This is a genomic window from Klebsiella sp. A-Nf5 (genome assembly GCF_002810545.1).
Classification (GTDB): Bacteria; Pseudomonadota; Gammaproteobacteria; order Enterobacterales; family Enterobacteriaceae; genus Klebsiella; species Klebsiella variicola.
In genome coordinates this window covers 215,884-235,204 of record NZ_PIOG01000254.1, presented here as the reverse complement: position 1 = coordinate 235,204, position 19,321 = coordinate 215,884, and the positions used below count along the sequence as shown (strand labels likewise).

16 protein-coding genes are annotated in these 19,321 nt (G+C 58.5%); 6 read left to right on the top strand and 10 right to left on the bottom strand.

Features of this window, described 5'->3' with window-relative positions:
• Positions 1 to 7 precede the first annotated feature (7 nt).
• From CWM53_RS24475 to CWM53_RS24465, 3 genes are all read right to left on the bottom strand, one after another.
• The gene (locus tag CWM53_RS24475) at positions 8 to 1,567 is read right to left on the bottom strand and encodes a PTS transporter subunit EIIC (RefSeq protein ID WP_074386939.1); all 1,560 of its coding nucleotides are present in this window, start codon (positions 1,565 to 1,567) and stop codon (positions 8 to 10) included.
• Between the two features lie 254 nt (positions 1,568 to 1,821).
• Complete coding sequence (locus CWM53_RS24470) at positions 1,822 to 3,519, bottom strand: AsmA family protein (RefSeq protein WP_100676472.1); 1,698 nt, start codon at positions 3,517 to 3,519, stop codon at positions 1,822 to 1,824.
• A 140-nt stretch (positions 3,520 to 3,659) separates the two neighbouring features.
• Entirely contained in the window at positions 3,660 to 5,051 is a 1,392-nt protein-coding gene (locus tag CWM53_RS24465; protein ID WP_008806808.1) for a nucleobase:cation symporter-2 family protein, read from the bottom strand.
• Positions 5,052 to 5,335: 284 nt separating this feature from the next.
• Here CWM53_RS24465 and gltS point away from each other — a divergent pair, with 284 nt between their 5' ends.
• Entirely contained in the window at positions 5,336 to 6,538 is a 1,203-nt protein-coding gene (gene gltS, locus CWM53_RS24460) for a sodium/glutamate symporter (RefSeq protein WP_074386941.1), read from the top strand.
• 114 nt (positions 6,539 to 6,652) lie between these two features.
• Here gltS and glpK read toward each other — a convergent pair whose 3' ends face one another.
• A complete protein-coding gene (gene glpK / locus CWM53_RS24455) occupies positions 6,653 to 8,164 on the bottom strand; it encodes a glycerol kinase GlpK (RefSeq protein ID WP_061152933.1) in 1,512 nt (503 codons plus the stop codon).
• Positions 8,165 to 8,185: 21 nt separating this feature from the next.
• On the bottom strand, positions 8,186 to 9,037 hold the full coding sequence (locus CWM53_RS24450; RefSeq protein ID WP_012967047.1) for an MIP/aquaporin family protein: 852 nt from the start codon (positions 9,035 to 9,037) through the stop codon (positions 8,186 to 8,188).
• A 442-nt stretch (positions 9,038 to 9,479) separates the two neighbouring features.
• Between CWM53_RS24450 and zapB the strand changes: the two genes are divergently transcribed.
• The 4 genes from zapB to CWM53_RS24430 all read left to right on the top strand — a co-directional run bounded on the left by zapB (position 9,480) and on the right by CWM53_RS24430 (position 13,168).
• Positions 9,480 to 9,725 carry a septal ring assembly protein ZapB gene (gene zapB, locus CWM53_RS24445; protein WP_008806812.1) on the top strand — a complete coding sequence of 82 codons (246 nt, stop codon included), beginning with the start codon at positions 9,480 to 9,482 and terminating at the stop codon, positions 9,723 to 9,725.
• A gap of 151 nt (positions 9,726 to 9,876) precedes the next feature.
• The gene (locus CWM53_RS24440; RefSeq protein ID WP_061152934.1) at positions 9,877 to 10,866 is read left to right on the top strand and encodes a sulfate ABC transporter substrate-binding protein; all 990 of its coding nucleotides are present in this window, start codon (positions 9,877 to 9,879) and stop codon (positions 10,864 to 10,866) included.
• Positions 10,867 to 11,034: 168 nt separating this feature from the next.
• Positions 11,035 to 11,799, top strand: coding sequence for a CDP-diacylglycerol diphosphatase (locus CWM53_RS24435; RefSeq protein WP_074386942.1), 765 nt, complete (start codon positions 11,035 to 11,037; stop codon positions 11,797 to 11,799).
• A 64-nt stretch (positions 11,800 to 11,863) separates the two neighbouring features.
• Positions 11,864 to 13,168 (top strand): SLC13 family permease, encoded by a 1,305-nt coding sequence (locus tag CWM53_RS24430; RefSeq protein WP_012540294.1) that lies wholly within the window; start codon positions 11,864 to 11,866, stop codon positions 13,166 to 13,168.
• A gap of 92 nt (positions 13,169 to 13,260) precedes the next feature.
• On the opposite strand, the gene tpiA is transcribed toward CWM53_RS24430, so the two are convergent.
• Together tpiA and CWM53_RS24420 are read right to left on the bottom strand one after the other, a co-directional pair.
• Complete coding sequence (gene tpiA, locus CWM53_RS24425; protein ID WP_002922909.1) at positions 13,261 to 14,028, bottom strand: triose-phosphate isomerase; 768 nt, start codon at positions 14,026 to 14,028, stop codon at positions 13,261 to 13,263.
• A gap of 109 nt (positions 14,029 to 14,137) precedes the next feature.
• Positions 14,138 to 14,737 carry a YiiQ family protein gene (locus CWM53_RS24420; protein ID WP_100729710.1) on the bottom strand — a complete coding sequence of 200 codons (600 nt, stop codon included), beginning with the start codon at positions 14,735 to 14,737 and terminating at the stop codon, positions 14,138 to 14,140.
• Positions 14,738 to 14,849: 112 nt separating this feature from the next.
• On the opposite strand from CWM53_RS24420, the gene CWM53_RS24415 reads away from it, so the two are divergent.
• A complete protein-coding gene (locus tag CWM53_RS24415) occupies positions 14,850 to 15,278 on the top strand; it encodes a DUF805 domain-containing protein (protein ID WP_004173894.1) in 429 nt (142 codons plus the stop codon).
• On the opposite strand, the gene fpr is transcribed toward CWM53_RS24415, so the two are convergent.
• The 3 genes from fpr to recG form a co-directional block, all read right to left on the bottom strand.
• Entirely contained in the window at positions 15,279 to 16,025 is a 747-nt protein-coding gene (fpr, locus tag CWM53_RS24410) for a ferredoxin--NADP(+) reductase (protein WP_023298349.1), read from the bottom strand.
• A gap of 150 nt (positions 16,026 to 16,175) precedes the next feature.
• A complete protein-coding gene (glpX, locus tag CWM53_RS24405; protein WP_002922903.1) occupies positions 16,176 to 17,186 on the bottom strand; it encodes a class II fructose-bisphosphatase in 1,011 nt (336 codons plus the stop codon).
• A 50-nt stretch (positions 17,187 to 17,236) separates the two neighbouring features.
• Entirely contained in the window at positions 17,237 to 19,318 is a 2,082-nt protein-coding gene (recG, locus tag CWM53_RS24400) for an ATP-dependent DNA helicase RecG (protein WP_008806816.1), read from the bottom strand.
• Positions 19,319 to 19,321: the final 3 nt, after the last annotated feature.

Here is a 19,321-nt window from a genome sequence, read left to right as displayed (position 1 = left end):
CTCCTCATTAATTTTCTGCTAACCAGTTATCAACCCGGGAACGTACCTGTCCCACTTTTACGCCATAAATAACCTGAACTTCATTACGATTTCGTACGACGCCATTGGCGCCGGTATTTTTTAATTGCGCGTCATCAACCAGCGCCATATCGCGCACAGCCACGCGCAGACGAGTAAAACAATTATCGACGGAGAGAATATTCGCCTTGCCCCCGAGGCCGCGGATAATGTCATCGGTGACCGACTGTGGTTGCGCGACTTTCTGGCGGTACTCTGCTTTGCTGTAAAGCTTCACGTTCTCGTCATCTTCCCGGCCCGGCGTTTTCAGGTTCAGCTTCACCACCAGGGTGCGGAAAATCACGTAGTAAACGGCGAACTGGCCGATACCGATAAGGACATAGCCCGGCCAGCGCGTTAAGGAGACCGGCAGCGGCAGGTTATAGATCAGAAACTCGATCAGGCCCGATGCTCCCCAGGGACGTACGGTGAAGATGTCGCAAATGGCCTGCGAGGCGGCGGTTAACGTCGCATGGATCACCCACAGCAGCGGCGAGACAAATAAGAAGGTGAACTCAATCGGTTCGGTGATACCGGTCAGCATCGAAGTGATAATCGCTGGCAGCAGAATCGCCTTCGCCATCACTTTCTTCTCCGGCTTCGCGGTGTGGTAGAACGCCAGCGAGGCGCCCGCCAGGCCAAAGATAGTGGTCATCCCTTGCTGCGAAAAACGTAATGCGTCGTTCATGACCGGCGTCAGGTCGGGATGGCGCATATAAGCGAGGAAAATGGCCTGGGTCCCGGAGACCACCTGACCGTCCACGTTCAGGGTGCCGCCAATCTGGGTGAGCTGGAAGGGGGACCAGACGAAATGATGCAGGCCGGTCGGGATAAGAAATTTTTCAAAGAAACCATAGACGAAGACCCCGGCGACTCCGGCATTTTTCATAAAACCGGTGAGGGCGGAGATGCCATGGGTCATAAAGGGCCAAATCCAGGTAAAGGCGATGGCGTAGAAGATAACCACCGGCGTCATCGCCACCAGCGTCAGCTTAGCGCCGCCGTACATCGACAGCGCGCCAGGCAGCTCAATGGCAGAGACTTTATTGTGCACCCACGCAATCGTGCAGCCGAGAATAATGCCCAGGAAAACGCCCATATCCACCACCACAAAGCCCAGCAGCTGGGTTTGTCCGGTGCCATAATATTCACCGTTAATTTTTTCGGCGAGTCCGTGGGTGTGTTCCAGCCAGGAGTGATTGGCGCCAAGGAACATAATGAAGCACATCACTGAAACCAGCGCGACTTCGGTTTTTTTATCTTTTGCCAGACCATAGCTAATGCCGACGCAAAATAATAAGCCGAGGTTGCCAAATAAAGGCCAAAAGGTGTCGCCGAGCATTTGCCCAAGCTGGTGTAAGAAACTGGTTTCAGCAATTAATGTCGGATTAGTTAATACTGAACTGAGGGCCAGAATTAAGCCAATGACCGGCAAGAACAATACGGCGCCGATCATGGCCCGGGAGAATTTTTGCATATTCTCCAGAATACGCTGACGTATTTCAGGCATGATTGATCCTTTTATATTTTTGTAGGTACAGGGAGCGGTTTTTTTATCGACTTCCAGTAATTTGGTTATAGCAATTCTGATATTTGAAAGGAACCTGTTGCGCTAAATAGGTACAGATAGCCGCTTATTGCACACAGGTTTCAGGACCCTCACCCCAACCCTCTCCCTGAAAGGGAGAGGGAGTGGCCAGAGCGGAGTTTTGCCGGGAAGTGTTCCCTCTCCCCGTGGGGGAGAGGGCCAGGGTGAGGGGGAGTTTACTGCGGCGCGGCGGGCGCGGTGTTGACCTCGCCGTTGCGCATCGTTTGCGCCACCTGCTGTTTCTCCATATTTACCGCACTGAGCTGCCCGTTAACCGTCGGTTTGAGCGGGACATCGGCCCGCACGCTGCCGCTGGCGGTCAGCTGGAGATTGCCGTCCCCGTTAATGGGAAGCGAAGGCCAGCCCCAGGCCTGCAGAATACCCAGCGGCACGCCGCGGCCGTTCAGACTGAGATTAACCTGGCGCTGGGGTAGCTGCGATACCGCGGCGGTGGCCTGCAGAATGCCGCGCTCGGTGAAGGCGCTAAGCTCAGTGATATTGACCGTAGACGCCGTCGCGCTCAGCTTGAGTGACGGGCGGCGCACGTCTATCCGGTTAAAAGTCGCCGCCGCGGCGTTCAGCGTCGCGCTGCCGTTCCATACTCCCCAGCTGCCGTTTTTCACCAGCTGTAGCTCGCCGCCATAGCCATCGAGGGCGGTAATTTGCCACGGGAAGGCAGGGTCCACATCAATGATCAGGTTACGGCTGACGCTGAATTTTTTCAGCGTCAGGCTTTGCAGCCAGGCCGGCATTGGCTCCATCCACAGCTGTTTCCAGTTCGCCGGCAGCGTGTACTCCAGTCCGGCGAAGGCGGTGTCGTCGAGCACCAGGGCGTTACCGGCGCGCAGCCAGTTGCCGGAGGTGCGCACCATGCCGCCCTCCCAGCGTGAGGTAAACTGGCGCAGCGCAATGCCCTGGGGAGAGAATTCAGCATTCAGGATCGGGTCGAAGAAGTGCAGCGAGCCGTAGATAAATTCGCTGGCGTTCATCGACAGCGTGCCGTCCTCGCTCTGCCAGCCGCCGTGGCTGAGCGTCAGGCTGCGCAGGCTCAGGTCGAGGTCGGTTACCGCCCAGTCCGGCCCCTGCAGGCGGGCGTCGGTGATATCCAGGCGGCCAATCTGCAGGGAGGGGACGGTGGTCAGCGGGGCGAAAAAGTCGGCCAGCGATGAGGCGCTTTGCAGTCGAATCTCATTGAGCTGGAGGTTATCCACCAGCCAGCTGCCGTCAGCGCTGCGTTTTGCATTGCCGGTTAAGGTGCCGCGGGCGACATCGGCGCCGAGGGTGGAGAGGGTGACCTCGCCATGATCAATCTTACCCTGAATCAGGACGTTGCTGGCTTCGACGCCATTGAGGGTCATCGAGCCCGCACTCATCTGGATCTGCGCCGTGTTCCCCAGCACATTGCCTGCCTCCGGCGCCCATGGGCTGACGCCGCCGGTGACGCGCTGCGCGCTAAGCGCCCAGCCGGTTTCCGGACTGTTGAAGGCCATATTGCGCAACATCAGCCGGTCGGCAGCGAACGGCAGGGCCGCGGAGTGGGGAGACAGATTCAGGGTGCCGTCGTTAAGGACTATCTCATTCGCATGCAGCGGATCGCTAAACTGGCGGGTGCTGAAGCCAATATCGACCGTTTTTGCCACCAGGGTGGCCGGCTTGCCTTCCCGGCCAAAGGTGACGTTTTGCAACTGCACATGAAGAGGGGAGGAGAAATCGTGTTCCATCGCATCGAAGGAGACCTGCCAGCCGGTGCCATTGCTGAGCCAGGCGCTGGCCTGGCGGGCGCCCCAGTGGGTTTGCAGCAGAAACCATGCGCCAACAATGACGAGCAGCAGAGCGACTAGCAGCCAGAGAATCAGCTTTCCAAGAAATTTCATGGTCTTCCATTCTGTGAGATGCACATAACCGTGTTATGCCCGATTTAGGCGCACTTCTCAAGGCGGGCGTGGTTTATTTCCGTGATGAGGCAGGTCGTGGAGAGCGTCCCGGCCGATAGCACGACCGGGAGCGCGTCAGATCAGGCTTTTTCTGGCGGGAAAATTAAATTCAGAACAATGGCTGTGATACCACCGGCGGCAATCCCCGAGGAGAGCAGGTTTTTCAGCCAGTCTGGGGCGAACTGCAGGATCAACGGCTGCTGCGACACGCCGAGGCCCACCGCCAGTGACAGGGCGATAATCAGGATCGCCCGACGGTTCAGCGGCTCACGGGAGACGATGCGCACGCCGGACGCGGCAATGGTGCCGAACATCACCAGCGTAGCGCCGCCGAGCACCGGCTCAGGGATGTGCTGCACGAAGCCGCTCACCGCCGGGAACAGGCCGAGGACGATCAGCATCAGCGCCACCACAAAGCCGACGTAGCGGCTGGCAACGCCGGTCAGCTGGATCACGCCGTTGTTCTGGCCGAAGCAGGAGTTCGGGAAGGTGTTGAAGACCGCGGAAACAAAGGAGTTGAGGCCGTTAGCCAGCACACCGCCTTTCAGGCGTTTCATATACAGCGGGCCGGAAACCGGCTGTTCGGAGACGTCGGAGGTGGCGGTGATATCGCCGATGGTTTCCAGGGAGGTGATCATAAACACCAGCATCAGGGGCAGCAGCAGGCTCCAGTCGATACCGAGACCATAGTAGAGCGGCGTCGGCACGGTGATGAGGCTGCTGTTGGTCGGGGCGGTATTGGCCGGCAGCATATCGAGGAACCACGCCGCCAGATAGCCCGCCGCCATGGCGATCACCAGCGAAGCGATGCGCAAATAGGGATTACGCTGGCGGTTGAGGATGATAATCAGCGCCAGCACGATGCCCGCCAGCAGCAGGTTCTTCGGCGCGCCGAAGGTGTGGTCGGCCATCGCCGCGTAGCCGCCGCCGATGGAAGTCAGTCCGACCTGAATCAGCGACAGGCCGATAATCATCACCACCACGCCGGAGACCAGCGGGGTAATGATGCGGCGCGCCAGGTGCAGGACGCGGGAGAGCACCATTTCCGTGCAGCTGGCCAGCATCAGGGTGCCGAACAGGGCGGCCATCATGGTGGGGACGTCGGCGCCGCCGGTTTTCAGCGCGGTACCGCCCATGATCAGCGGGGCGACAAAGTTGAAGCTGGTACCCTGAATGGAAAGCAATCCGGAGCCGACGGGGCCCCAGGCTTTAATCTGAATAATGGAAGCGACGCCGGAGGCGAACAGCGACATGCTGATGATATGTTGGGTATCTTGTGCCGGGAGACCGAGAGCCTGGCAGATTAACAGCGCTGGAGTGATCACCGCGACAAACATCGCCAGCAGGTGCTGGAAGGCGGCGAACAGGGTTTGCGGTAGCGGTGGACGATCTTCGAGGCGGTAGATTAATTCGCTAGCTGATTTATGCGCAACCGGTTGCGCATTTTCTGACTCTGCGGTGTTAACGGACATCACAAGCAATCCCAAGGTGGCAAAGCGGGAATTTTATCGGACTGTAGACCAAAAGCAAACGTTTGCCAGCATTTGGTCATAAAAATTTATGCCGTGAATATGCGCAACGAGGTTATTAACATTTTGTATGCTAAATCGCATCATTGGTGATGCAAAATATCTTTTTCTGTCATTTTTTCCGCCGTTCTGCGTAAAATCCCCCTCTGACTCCTCATGATGAGAAGCTAAAGACACCAGGAATATCGTCGCGTGTGAATGGATCATGCGCCCATAAGGAGCTTTTTATGTTTCACCTCGATACCTTATCGACGCTCGTTGCCGCAACGCTTGTGCTATTACTCGGCAGAAAACTCGTACAAACTGTTCCCTTCCTCAAGCAATACACCATCCCTGAACCTGTTGCCGGCGGTTTGCTGGTGGCGCTGGCGCTGCTGGTGCTGAAGAAAAGCATGGATATCGAAATTGATTTCGATATGAGTCTGAAAGACCCGCTCATGCTGGCGTTCTTTGCCACCATCGGTCTTAACGCCAACCTCGCCAGCCTGCGGGCTGGCGGCAAGGTGCTGGGCACTTTCCTGATTGTGGTGGTCGGTCTGCTGCTGCTGCAGAATGCCCTCGGTATCGGCATGGCGACGCTGCTGGGGCTGGATCCGCTGATGGGCCTGCTGGCCGGGTCGATTACCTTATCCGGCGGCCACGGCACCGGGGCGGCGTGGAGCAAGCTGTTCGTTGAACGCTACGGTTTTGCCAACGCCACCGAAGTGGCGATGGCCTGCGCGACTTTCGGCCTGGTGCTGGGCGGCCTGATCGGCGGCCCGGTGGCACGCTATCTGGTGAAGCACTCTTCCTCTCCGGACGGCACACCGGACGATCAGGTGGCGCCAACCGCCTTTGAAAAACCGGACGTGGGGCGGGTGATCACCTCGCTGGTACTGATCGAAAGTATCGCCCTGATTGCCATCTGTCTGACGGTAGGCAAGGTGGTTGCGCAACTGCTGGCGGGCAGCGTCTTCGAGCTGCCGACTTTCGTCTGCGTGCTGTTTATCGGTGTGATCCTTAGCAACAGCCTGGCGCTGGCGGGGTTGTATCGGGTGTTCGATAGGGCGGTATCGGTGCTGGGCAACGTCAGCCTGTCGCTGTTCCTCGCCATGGCCCTGATGAGCCTCAAGCTGTGGGAACTGGCCTCGCTGGCGCTGCCGATGATTATTATCCTGGCGGTGCAATCGCTGGCGATGGCGCTGTATGCGGTGTTCGTCACTTATCGGATGATGGGTAAGAATTACGATGCCGCGGTGCTGGCGGCGGGCCACTGTGGCTTCGGTCTGGGTGCAACGCCGACGGCGATTGCTAATATGCAGGCGATCACCGACCGTTTTGGCCCGTCACATATGGCCTTCCTGGTGGTGCCGATGGTGGGAGCGTTCTTTATCGATATCGTTAACGCGCTGGTGATTAAGCTATACCTGCTGCTGCCGATGTTTGGCTGATAAAAAACCCGGAGGCGGTGCTGCGCACCTGTCCGGGCTACAAGATCGTGCTGTTTGGGGTTTTGTAGCCCGGCTAAGGCGTTTACGCCGCAAGCCGGGAATACCTCCACAATCTTACGCTTCGTCGTGCTCTTCCCACGCTAACGCGCGTTTCACCGCTTTCTTCCAGCCGCTGTAGCGGAAGTTGCGCTCGGTGGTTTCAATACCCGGGCGGAACTCGCGCTCAATGACCGCTTTTTCCTGCAGCTCATCCAGATTTTGCCAGAAGCCGACTGCCAGACCCGCCAGATAGGCCGCGCCCAGCGCCGTCACTTCGCGTACTTCCGGCCGCTCCACGCGGGTGCCGAGGATATCGGACTGGAACTGCATCAGGAAGTTGTTGGCCACCGCGCCACCGTCCACGCGCAGGGCGTGCAGACGAATACCGGAGTCAGCCTGCATCGCCTCCAGCACATCGCGGGTCTGATAGGCGATGGACTCCAGCGTCGCACGGATAATGTGGTTCGAGTTTACGCCGCGGGTGAGGCCGAAAATCGCGCCGCGGGCATACGGGTCCCAGTATGGTGCGCCAAGACCAGTGAACGCGGGTACCACGTATACGCCGTTGGTATCCTTCACTTTGGTGGCGAAGTACTCGGAGTCGAACGCATCGCTGATGAGCTTCATCTCGTCACGCAGCCACTGAATAGACGCGCCGGCCATAAACACCGCACCTTCCAGGGCATAGTTCACCTCGCCGCGCGGGCCGCAGGCAATGGTAGTCAGCAGGCCATGCGTTGAGGCTACCGCTTTTTCACCGGTGTTCATCAGCATAAAGCAGCCGGTGCCATAGGTGTTTTTCGCCATCCCTTCTTTGACGCACAGCTGGCCGAACAGGGCCGCCTGCTGGTCACCGGCGATCCCGGCGATAGGGATACGGGTCCCACCTTTACCACCGATGTTGGTCTGGCCGTACACTTCGGATGACTTACGCACTTCCGGCAGCATCGCGCGCGGAATGTCCAGCGCGTCGAGCATTTTGTCGTCCCAGTCCAACTCGTGGATGTTGAACAGCATGGTACGTGAGGCGTTGGTGTAGTCGGTAACGTGCACGCGGCCCTGGGTCATCTTCCAGATAAGCCAGGTGTCAACGGTGCCGAACAGCAGCTCGCCGCGTTTCGCACGTTCACGGGAACCTTCGACATGGTCGAGGATCCATTTCACTTTGGTGCCGGAGAAGTAGGGGTCCACCACCAGGCCTGTGGCCTTGCGGATATACTCTTCCATCCCGTCACGCTTGAGCTGTTCGCAGATCTCCGCGGTACGGCGGCACTGCCAGACGATGGCGTTGTAGATGGGCTTACCGGTCTCACGCTCCCATACGATGGCGGTTTCACGCTGGTTAGTGATGCCGATGGCGGCAATTTCGTCGGAGTTGATGTCAGCTTTCGCCAGCACTTCTACCAGCGTAGAGCTTTGCGAAGCCCAAATCTCCATCGGGTCGTGCTCAACCCAGCCTGGCTTAGGATAAATTTGTTCAAATTCTCGCTGGGAGACGCTGACGATATTGGCATCATGATCCATCACAACGGCCCGGGAGCTGGTAGTGCCCTGGTCAAGCGCAACGATATATTTTTTGTCGGTCATAGTCGGTGTCCCGTAGTCAGATTACAGCGAAGCTTTATGTTGAGTGGTCGAAGAGGAAGGGCTCTGTTGCTCTTCGTCCACGCAGGTGTCGCAAGGCAGATGGCGGCCAATCAGCTTACGATAGCTGAACGCGCCCAGTGCCGCGCCGACCACCGGTGCGCACAGCGGCACCAGGAAATAAGGAATATCTTTGCCGCCGGTGAAGGCGACGTCACCCCAGCCAGCCAGCCAGGCGAAGGCTTTCGGGCCGATATCACGCGCCGGGTTCATGGCGAAACCGGTCAGCGGTCCCATGGAGGCGCCAATCACCGCAATCAGCAGGCCGATCAGCAGCGGAGCAAGCGGACCGCGCGGTACGCCATTGCCATCGTCGGTCAGCGCCAGGATGACGCCCATCAGGATAGCGGTAATCACCATCTCTACCGCGAAGGCCTGCACAAAATTGATATGCGGGTTCGGATAGGTGGAGAAGATGCCGGCCAGATCGAGGCTTTCTACGCTGCCGCGGACCATATGGTGGGTGGTTTCATAATCGAGGAAAAGATTGTAATAAAGCCCGTAAACTAATGCCGCAGCGCAAAAGGCGCCAGCGAATTGCGAAATAATAAAAGGGACCACTTTGCGGCCATCGAAGCAGGCGAACAGCCAGAGTGCGATAGTCACCGCAGGGTTAAGGTGCGCACCGGAGACCCCAGCGGTCAGGTAGATCGCCATGGCGACGCCCAGACCCCAGATGATGCTGATTTCCCATTGCCCGAAGCTGGCTCCCGCGACCTTGAGCGCAGCCACGCACCCAACGCCGAAAAAGATCAACAACCCGGTACCGAGGAACTCTGCGATGCACTGGCCTTTTAAGGTTGATGTTTGGCTCATAATCGAATCCTGAAGCGTTGTGATGATTATTGTATGTAGGGTGGTCACAGACGACCATATTGCCATGTAGGCATAGTGTTAATTTATCGTTAACGAGCAAAAACGAGAAATATCGAACTTCAAATGTGTGTACCACGTCAAGAAAATGAGCGTTTTCGCGCCATCCGCGCGCATTGAGACCGGTGCCGGAGCGTTTCACCTCGCATTTTGTTAACCATAAAATTAACAATGACCCATGAAGTACGAGCGAACTGCGCTGAAAGCACCAGGTAAAGGCTGAAAAGTGTTGCAAACCGCAATCTGCGCGGCTTGCCGCTGGACAGGGGCGGCGGGGATTCATACAATCGACGATAACACCGCTATGTGCGCTAATTTTCGTTAAGGCGGGACCGCGTATACGAAACACGAGTTTCTATCAACGCCTTGCAAGTTCAGGAGAGGTATGACGATGTCATTAGAAGTGTTTGAGAAATTAGAATCTAAAGTTCAGCAGGCGATTGATACCATCACTCTGTTGCAGATGGAAATCGAAGAGCTGAAAGAAAAGAACAACACCCTGGTTCAGGAAGTTCAGAGCGCGCAGCATGGTCGTGAAGAGCTGGAGCGCGAAAACAGCCAGCTGAAAGAGCAACAGCAGGGCTGGCAGGATCGCCTGCAGGCGCTGCTGGGCCGCATGGAAGAAGTCTAATCGCTTCGCGCCCTCTCCCGTCCGGGAGGGGGCTATCCTTACTCATTTCTTTATATCCGCAAGTTATAGCCAATCTTTTTTTATTCTTTAATCATTGAATCGCTTTCTGGCACGCTTAGCCCATCACAACACACATAAAGAGAGCGGTGCGATGAATAAGTGGGGCGTAGGGTTAACTCTGTTGCTGGCATCCGCCAGCGTTCTGGCAAAAGACATTCAGCTTTTAAACGTTTCTTATGATCCAACGCGCGAGCTGTACGAACAGTACAACAAAGCGTTTAGCGCGCACTGGAAGCAGGAGACCGGCGACAACGTGGTGATCCGCCAGTCGCACGGTGGCTCTGGCAAACAGGCGACCTCGGTGATTAACGGTATTGAAGCGGATGTGGTCACGCTGGCGCTGGCCTACGACGTAGACGCCATTGCTGAACGCGGCCGTATCGATAAAAACTGGCTGAAACGCCTGCCGGATAACTCCGCACCGTATACCTCAACCATCGTGTTCCTCGTCCGCAAGGGCAACCCGAAACAGATCCATGACTGGAACGACCTGATCAAACCGGGCGTGTCGGTCATTACCCCGAACCCGAAAAGCTCCGGTGGCGCCCGCTGGAACTACCTGGCTGCCTGGGGCTATGCCCTGCATCAGAATCACGGCGACCAGGCCAAAGCCCAGGAATTCGTCAAAGCACTGTATAAAAACGTTGAAGTGCTGGACTCCGGCGCGCGCGGTTCGACCAATACCTTCGTAGAACGCGGCATCGGCGACGTACTGATCGCCTGGGAAAACGAAGCGCTGCTGGCGACCAACGAACTGGGCAAAGACAAGTTTGAAATCGTGACCCCGAGTGAGTCGATTCTGGCTGAGCCGACCGTCTCTGTGGTCGATAAAGTGGTGGATAAGAAAGGCACGCGCCAGGTGGCGGAAGCGTACCTGAAGTATCTCTACTCACCGGAAGGCCAGGAGATTGCGGCGAAGAATTTCTACCGTCCTCGCGATCCTGATGTCGCGAAAAAATACGCCAATGAGTTCCCGAAACTGAAGCTGTTTACCATCGATCAGGAGTTTGGTGGTTGGACGAAAGCGCAGAAAGAGCACTTCTCTAACGGCGGCACCTTCGACCAGATTAGCCAGCGTTAATCCTCTTGGCCCTGCTTGCGCTACGCTTAGCAGGGCTACAGTTCTGCGCCGTGCATATCCCGGGTAAGGCGTCAGCCGCTACCCGGGATAACTCCCCGCCCACCATCTGTTTTCATTTAGTCATCAAATTACGTTACTCTTCCGCTTCAGGCTTAACAGGGAACGATAATGAGAAGAGTAAGATATTTTTTGCTGGCGCTGCTGGTGGCGATCCTCGCGGCACTGGCGGGCGGCTACTACTGGCTGTACTCCGGCAACCCGGACGCATTACGCAAGATTGTTCTGCAGCAGTGCGTACCCCATCAGCAACAGCAGCAAAACCCGTCGCCGTGTGCGGAAGTGAACCTCAAGGGCGGCTACGTGCTGTTTAAAGACCGCAATGGCCCGCTGCAATATCTGCTGATGCCGACCTACCGCATTAACGGCACCGAAAGCCCGCTGCTGCTGGATCCGCTGACGCCGAACTTCTTCTGGCAGGCCTGGCAGGGACGAGAAATCATGAGTCAGCGTCACGGCGCGCCAGTTCCTGATAACGCGGTATCGCTGGCGATCAACTCGCGCAGCGGACGCACGCAAAACCATTTCCATATTCATATATCCTGCCTGCGCCCCGATGTACGCGCGCAGTTAGATAAGGATGCGGCCGCGGTCAGCAGCCGCTGGCTGCCGCTGCCGGGCGGGCTTCAGGGTCATGAATACCTGGCGCGCCGGGTGACGGAGGCCGAACTGGCCCAGCGCAGCCCGTTCCTGATGCTGGCGGAAGAGGTGCCGGAAGCGCGCGAACATATGGGACGCTTCGCGCTGGCGATGGCACAGCAGAGCGACGGCTCGCTGGTGCTGCTGGCGACGGAGCGTAACCTGCTGACCCTGAACCGGGCTTCAGCGGAAGAAATTCAGGATCATCGCTGCGCCATTCTTAACGCAAGCCACTAGTTCTGGCGTTTACCTGTCTTACCTGTCGTCGTATTCTTGCTGAAAAAAACGACAGGAGACAGACATGTCGCTCTGGCTTACCCACCCGCTGTTCCTTCCTTCATTGATTGTCGGCGTCACCATTGTGCTCTGGGCGACGTCGCTGCTGCCGGAGTTTATCACCGCGCTGCTGTTCTTCGCGGCGGCGATGATGGCGAAAATCGCTCCACCGGAGGTGATCTTCGGCGGCTTTGCCTCTTCGGCGTTCTGGCTGGTGTTCAGCGGCTTTGTGCTCGGTATCGCGATCCGTAAAACCGGGCTGGCGGACCGGGCGGCGCAGGCGCTGTCTGCGCGGCTCACTGACTCCTGGCCGCGGATGGTCGGCAGCGTGGTGTTGCTGAGCTACGCGCTGGCGTTTGTGATGCCTTCCAACATGGGGCGTATCGCGCTGCTGATGCCGATCGTGGCGGCGATGGCCCGCCGCGCGGGCATTGTCGATGGCAGCCGCGGCTGGTTCGGCCTGGCGCTGGCGGTGGGGTTCGGCACCTTTCAGCTTTCGGCGACGATTTTGCCCGCTAACGTGCCAAATCTGGTGATGAGCGGGGCGGCGGAAGGCTCGTACGGTATCCATCTGAATTATGTTCCCTATTTACTGCTGCATACGCCGGTGCTTGGCTGGCTGAAAGGGGCGGTGCTGGTGGCGCTGATTTGCTGGCTGTTTCCCGGTAAGCCGCATCCACCGCGTGACCTGGCGCCGCTGCCGCCGATGAGCCGCGACGAGAAACGTCTGGCGTGGCTGCTGGCGGTCGTCCTCACGCTATGGGTGACCGAGAGCTGGCACGGCGTCGGCCCGGCGTGGACCGGCCTGGCGGCGGCAGTGGTCACGCTGCTGCCGCGGGTGGGCTTTATCAACGGTGAGGAGTTTGCCAGCGGGGTGAATATGCGCACCTGCATTTATGTTGCCGGGATTCTGGGACTGGCGATCGCCGTTACCCAAACCGGAATTGGCGGTGCGGTGGGCAATGCGCTGCTGCAGGTGATGCCGCTGGATAAAGACAATCCGTTCACCAGCTTCCTCGCCCTGACCGGGATAACCAGCGCGCTGAACTTTATTATGACCGCCAACGGCGTGCCGGCGCTGTATACCACTTTTGCGCAGAGCTTTGCCGACGCGACCGGCTTTCCGCTGCTCAGCGTGATCATGATTCAGGTGCTGGGGTATTCCACGCCGCTGCTGCCCTATCAGGCGTCGCCGATCGTGGTGGCGATGGGGTTAGGCAAGGTCCCGGCGAGGGCGGGGATGCAACTGTGTCTGGCGCTGGCGGCGGTGAGTTATCTGATTTTACTGCCGCTGGACTACGCGTGGTATCAGCTGTTGGGGAAACTGTAACGGCAAAAGAAAGCCCGGCTTGCGCTGTGCTAAGCCGGGCTCCCACGTTTTGTCAGTCACCCCGGTCGCGTTTCGCTACCGGGAAAAGCGAATTACGCTTTTTTCGCTGCTTCTGCTGCTTTAACGATCACCGCGAAAGCGTCAGCTTTCAGGGAGGCGCCGCCAACCAGCGCGCCGTCGATGTCCGGCTGGGTGAACAGCTCTGCTGCGTTGCCAGCGTTAACGGAACCACCGTACTGGATGATCACTTGCTCAGCGATTTTCGCGTCAGCTTTAGCAATGTGGTCACGGATGAATTTGTGCACCGCCTGAGCCTGAGCCGGGGTCGCGGATTTGCCGGTACCGATAGCCCATACCGGTTCGTAAGCGATAACCACGCCTTCGAAAGCGGCAGCGCCCTGCGTTTTCAGCACGGCGTCGATCTGACGTGCGCAAACTTCTTCGGTTTTGCCCGCTTCGTTTTCGGCTTCGGTTTCACCGATGCACAGTACCGGGGTCAGACCCTGCTCTTTCAGCACAGCGAATTTCTTCGCGATCAGCTCGTCGGATTCTTTGTGGTAGGTACGACGCTCGGAGTGGCCGATGATGATGTACTGTGCACCGATATCTTTCAGCATTTCGGCGGAGGTTTCACCGGTGAATGCGCCGGACAGGTTCACGTCAACGTTCTGCGCGCCCAGGTGAATGTGGCTGCCTTCTGCCGCACGTTTAGCCAGGTCCAGATACATTTCCGGCGGGGCGATGGCAACTGCACAGCCGCTTACGCCAGCCAGTTCGGTACGCAGGTTCGCAACCAGTTCGTTTACCATGTGGCGGCTGCCGTTCAGTTTCCAGTTACCCATCACTAAAGGATGTCGCATTTTAATTCTCCACGCTACTTAAGCGAATTAAGGAATATAGCCGCCCCAGAGGGCAGCATGGTCTGTGAAACAGTATAGAGACTCGTCACTGGAAAGGCTTTGCTTTTTGTCATTTATTGTTGCCTTCCAGCGTTTCAGATAACGCCAGCTTAATCGGTTCAATGGCGAAGGTCAGACCCTTTTCGCCATGATCTGCCACCACATAGCGAACGGCGCCTTCGGTATCGGCGAAATAGCGTTTGCCCTTGCCGGCAGTCAGCAGTTTTTGCAGCTTTTGCTGGCTTTGCGCTGGGCTAAGAGTGGGCACGAAGGCGCGGATCATGGCGCTCATATACTCCAGCGCTTTGGCCTTCGCCGCTTTTTGCTCCGGCCCCTGGATCGGCAGCCAGGTGATCTGCATAGATTTGATCTTCAGCGTGCCGCGCTCCAGCGCGGTCGAGGCATAAAGATTTTCGTTAATTTTGCTGGCGGCGCGGGTCAGGTTAGCCTGATCCCGGCTGGTGGCGATGGAACGGAATTCGTTCAGGGGCAGCTTCGGGTTATCGGCGTTAAATTTTTCCCGGAACTGGCTGATCGACAGGTCAAAACTCGGTGCGCCAGAGAGCAGGTAGGGCGCCGCTGTCGCCGATTCGCTTTCTGCGGACAACGCGTGCGGGCTGACGGTCAGGCCCATCAGCCCACTTAAATACAAGATTGTCCACTTCTTCATGCCCGTCGTTCCTTTTTTTGCCTGCTGACGATTAAATCGGGAAGCGCGGCGCTTGTCAAAAAGTCACGACGCCAGGGTAAACTACGCAGACGATGATGATAAGGAAAAACGCATGACCCTACAGCAGTGGTTATTCTCAATTAAAGGGCGCATTGGCCGCCGCGATTTCTGGATCTGGATTGCCATCTGGCTGGTGACCATGAGCGCCCTGTTTACCCTGGCAGGCAGCAATCTTCTCAACCTGCAGACGGCGGCGTTTATTATCGTCTGCCTGCTGTGGCCGACGGCGGCGGTGGTGGTCAAGCGGCTGCACGATCGCGGCAAATCCGGGCTGTGGGCGCTGCTGATGATTCTGGCGTGGATGCTGCTGGCGGGGAACTGGGCGATGCTGCCGCAGGTCTGGCAGTGGGGCGTCGGGCGCTTTGTGCCGACGCTGATTATCGTCATGATGTTGATCGACCTGGGGGCGTTTGTCGGCACCCAGGGCGAGAATAAGTTCGGCAAAGAGACCCAGGACGTACGCTGGAAAGCGGACGCCTGATTACCAGTAGTGCTCTGCCGTCATATGGCCTGGCCGGCGACGCAGATGCTTGGTCATCTGCCGGGTCTCTTTTAACAGCTGTTGGGTATCGCGCACCATTTGCGGGTTGCCGCACAGCATGACGTGGCTGGTGTCGGTGTTCATCGCCAGCCCGACCGCCTCTTCCAGCGCGCCGGTTTCAATCAGGAACGGTACCCGGCCGGTCAGCGAGCCTTCCACAGTTTCGCGGCTGACCACGGTCTGGATGCGTAATTTACCGGCGTAGCGCTGCTCGAGTTCGCGCATCAGCGGCAGATAGCTCAGGTCCGCGGCGTAGCGGACGGCGTGGACCAGCACCAGGTTGTTAAAGCGTTCAAGATCTTTGCCTTCCTGCAAAATTGACAGGTATGGCCCGAGGGCAGTGCCGGTCGCCAGCATCCACAGCGTATCGCAATCCGGTACTTCATCGAGGACGAAGAAACCTGCCGCTTCACTCACCACCAGGACTTCATCGCCCGGCTTCAGCGCCGCCAGACGCGGGCTCAGCTTGCCTTCCGGGACGGTGACCAGATAGAACTCGAGATCGGGATTGCCGGGGGCGTTGACGTAGGAGTAGGCGCGCTGCACGCGTTCTCCGTCGATTTCCAGCCCGAGCTTGGTAAACTGCCCGGCGGTAAACGGATGAACAGGCGCCCGCACGTACAAACTGAACAAGGCATCCGTCCAGTACTCCACTTTTGTCACTTTGCCGCTAACCCAGTCCGCCATCGTCTTCTCCTGTTGCCAAGCGATGCCTTATCTTCGGTCCAGACGAGCAAGATTTCCACCCCGAAGGCACAAGAAAGCTCTATTGATCAAATATAAACGAAGAACAGGGCAACCGCCTGCGGACGGTTGCCTGGAGGAGAAAAAGCGGTATTACAGGATGTGCTGCTGGATGTCCGGATCTTTACGGTCGAGGTAATGAATCGACTGAATACGGCGGATAGTGCGCGACTTGCCGCGGATCAGCAGCGTCTCGGTGGTGGCCATGTTGCCCTTGCGGGTGATGCCGTCCAGCAGATCGCCTTTGGTGATCCCGGTGGCGGAGAAGACGACGTTATCGCTGCGCGCCATTTCATCCAGACGCAGCACCTTGCCGGCTTCAATGCCCATGGTTTTGCAGCGCGCCAGCTCGTTTTCACCGATGCGGCGGTTCTCTTCGTTATCGCCCTTCACGTGGTGGCGAGCCAGTAGACGCCCCTGCATATCACCGTCGAGGGCGCGGATCACCGCGGCGGAAACCACCCCTTCCGGCGCGCCGCCGATGCCGTACAGTACGTCGACTTCGCTATCCGGCATGCAGGTGAGAATAGAGGCCGCGACGTCGCCATCGGGAATCGCGAATACACGCACGCCCAGCTGCTGCAGCTGGGCAATGACCGCGTCGTGGCGCGGTTTCGCCAGCACGGTGACGGTCAGCTCGCCCAGCGGCTTGTTCAGGGCGCGGGCGATATTGTGCAGGTTCTCTTCCAGCGGCAGATTGAGATCGATGGCGCCTTTAGCACCTGGGCCGACGATCAGCTTTTCCATATACATATCCGGCGCGTTGAGGAAGCAGCCCTTATCGCCGACCGCCATCACCGCCAGGGCGTTGGCCTGGCCCATCGCCGTCATGCGGGTGCCTTCGATGGGATCGACAGCGATATCTACCGCATCGCCCTTGCCGGTACCCACTTTTTCGCCGATATAGAGCATCGGCGCTTCATCGATTTCGCCCTCGCCGATGACGATGGTGCCGTCGATATTGACGAGGTTAAGCATAATGCGCATGGCGTTAACCGCTGCGCCGTCGGCGGTATTCTTATCGCCGCGGCCCAGCCATTTATAGCCCGCCAGCGCGGCGGCTTCGGTGACACGCGAAAATTCGATGGCCAGTTCTCGTTTCATAATCCACTCGTTGTGTAGAAAAATTGCCCGCAGCGCGGCAAAAGCGCGCGCTACGCGTTGGAATAGCGTTCGGTTTCCGGCATCCAGCGCTCGATAAGCGCCTGGGCCTGCAGCGGATAGCGTTCATGAATATGGCGAGCAATGCGTTGAACGTCGGGGATCATCGCCTGATCGCGCAGCAAGTCCGCCACTTTAAATTCGGCGTTGCCAGTCTGGCGGGTGCCGAGCAGCTCGCCGGGACCGCGGATTTCGAGGTCTTTCTGGGCGATGACGAAACCGTCGTTGCTGTCGCGCAGGACCTGCAGGCGTTTCTGAGCCGTTTTGGAGAGCGGCGATTTATAGAGTAGCACGCAGTGGGAAGCGACCGCGCCGCGCCCGACGCGCCCTCTGAGCTGGTGCAGCTGCGCCAGACCCAGACGTTCCGGGTTTTCGATAATCATCAGGCTTGAGTTAGGCACGTCAACACCGACTTCAATCACCGTGGTGGCCACCAGCAGATGCATCTCGCCCTGCTTGAAGGCCTGCATTACCGCCTGCTTCTCGGCCGGTTTCATCCGCCCGTGGACGAGGCCGATATTCAGTTCCGGCAGCGCCAGTTTGAGCTCTTCCCAGGTCGCTTCCGCCGCCTGGGCTTCCAGCAGATCGGACTCTTCAATTAGCGTACAAACCCAATAGGCCTGGCGCCCTTCGTGGGTGCAGGCGTTGCGTACGCGGTCGATAATATCGCTGCGCCGGGTGTCCGGGATGGCGACGGTAGTCACCGGGGTTCGGCCCGGCGGCAGCTCGTCGATAATCGAGGTGTCCAGATCGGCGTAGGCGGTCATCGCCAGGGTGCGGGGGATAGGCGTGGCGGTCATGATCAGCTGATGCGGGTGGAACCCCTGCTGCTGACCTTTTTCCCACAGCGCCAGCCGCTGATGCACGCCGAAGCGGTGCTGTTCGTCGATAATCACCAGCGCCAGGCCGTTAAACTGCACCTGCTCCTGGAAGATGGCGTGAGTGCCGACAATCATCTGCACTTCGCCGCTGGCGATAGCCTCCTGCTGCGCCTGACGGGCTTTGCCTTTCTGTTTGCCCGCCAGCCAGCCGACTTCTATGCCCAGCGGTTCAAACCAGCTGCGGAAGTTATTGGCGTGCTGTTCGGCAAGTAGTTCGGTGGGCGCCATCAGCGCCACCTGTTTGCCGTGGGCGATAGCGCGCACGGCGGCCAGCGCGGCGACCAGCGTTTTACCGGAGCCAACATCGCCCTGCACCAGGCGCATCATCGGCACGTCCAGCGCCATATCGTGTTCGATCTCGGCGGTAACCCGCGCCTGCGCGCCGGTGGGCTTAAAGGGCAGGGAGGCCAGCAACTGGTTTTTCAGGGTATCGTTGGCGCCGAGCGGCAGGGCGTGATAGCGCTGGGCGCCTGCCCGCAGCGCCAGCATGCTGAGGTTATGCGCCAGCAGCTCTTCCAGAATCAGACGCTGCTGCGCCGGGTGCTTGCCGCTTTCCAGCTCGCTAAGTTGCAAGGAGGGAGGCGGACGGTGCAGCGTACGCAGCGCTTCCGGCAGGCTCATCATCCCCTGCGCCAGCTCCGGTGGGAGGAGTTCGCTAATCGCGCAGGTTTCCAGGAGCTCAAGCGCCTGGTCGGTGAGCTTGCGCAGGGTCGCCTGCTTGATGCCTTCGGTGGTCGGATAGACCGGAGTTAACGTTTCCTGAAGCTCCGGGGTGCTCATATCGCCCTGGACGCGGTATTCCGGGTGGATCATCTCGGCGCCGTACTTCCCGCGTTTGGCTTCACCGTAGGCCAGCACCCGACGACCAGTCGCGAGGCTGTTTTTCATCGCCGCGTTAAAGTTGAAAAAGCGCATGGTGAGGATGCCGGTGCCGTCGCTGATCTGGCAGGTCAACATCCGCCGGCCGCCGAAGGTGATATTGCTGTTGAGCACTTCGCCTTCCACGGTGGCATAAACCCCGGGAAGCAGCTCGGCTATCGGGTAAAGATGGGTGCGATCTTCGTAACGCAGCGGCAGGTGCAGCAGCAGGTCCTGAACCGTATGCAGGCCGATCTTCGCCAGTTTACTGCTTTGCGCAGCGCCCACACCGGTGAGTGAGCTGAGCGGAACGGCATCGAGCAGGCGGCCTGACATCAG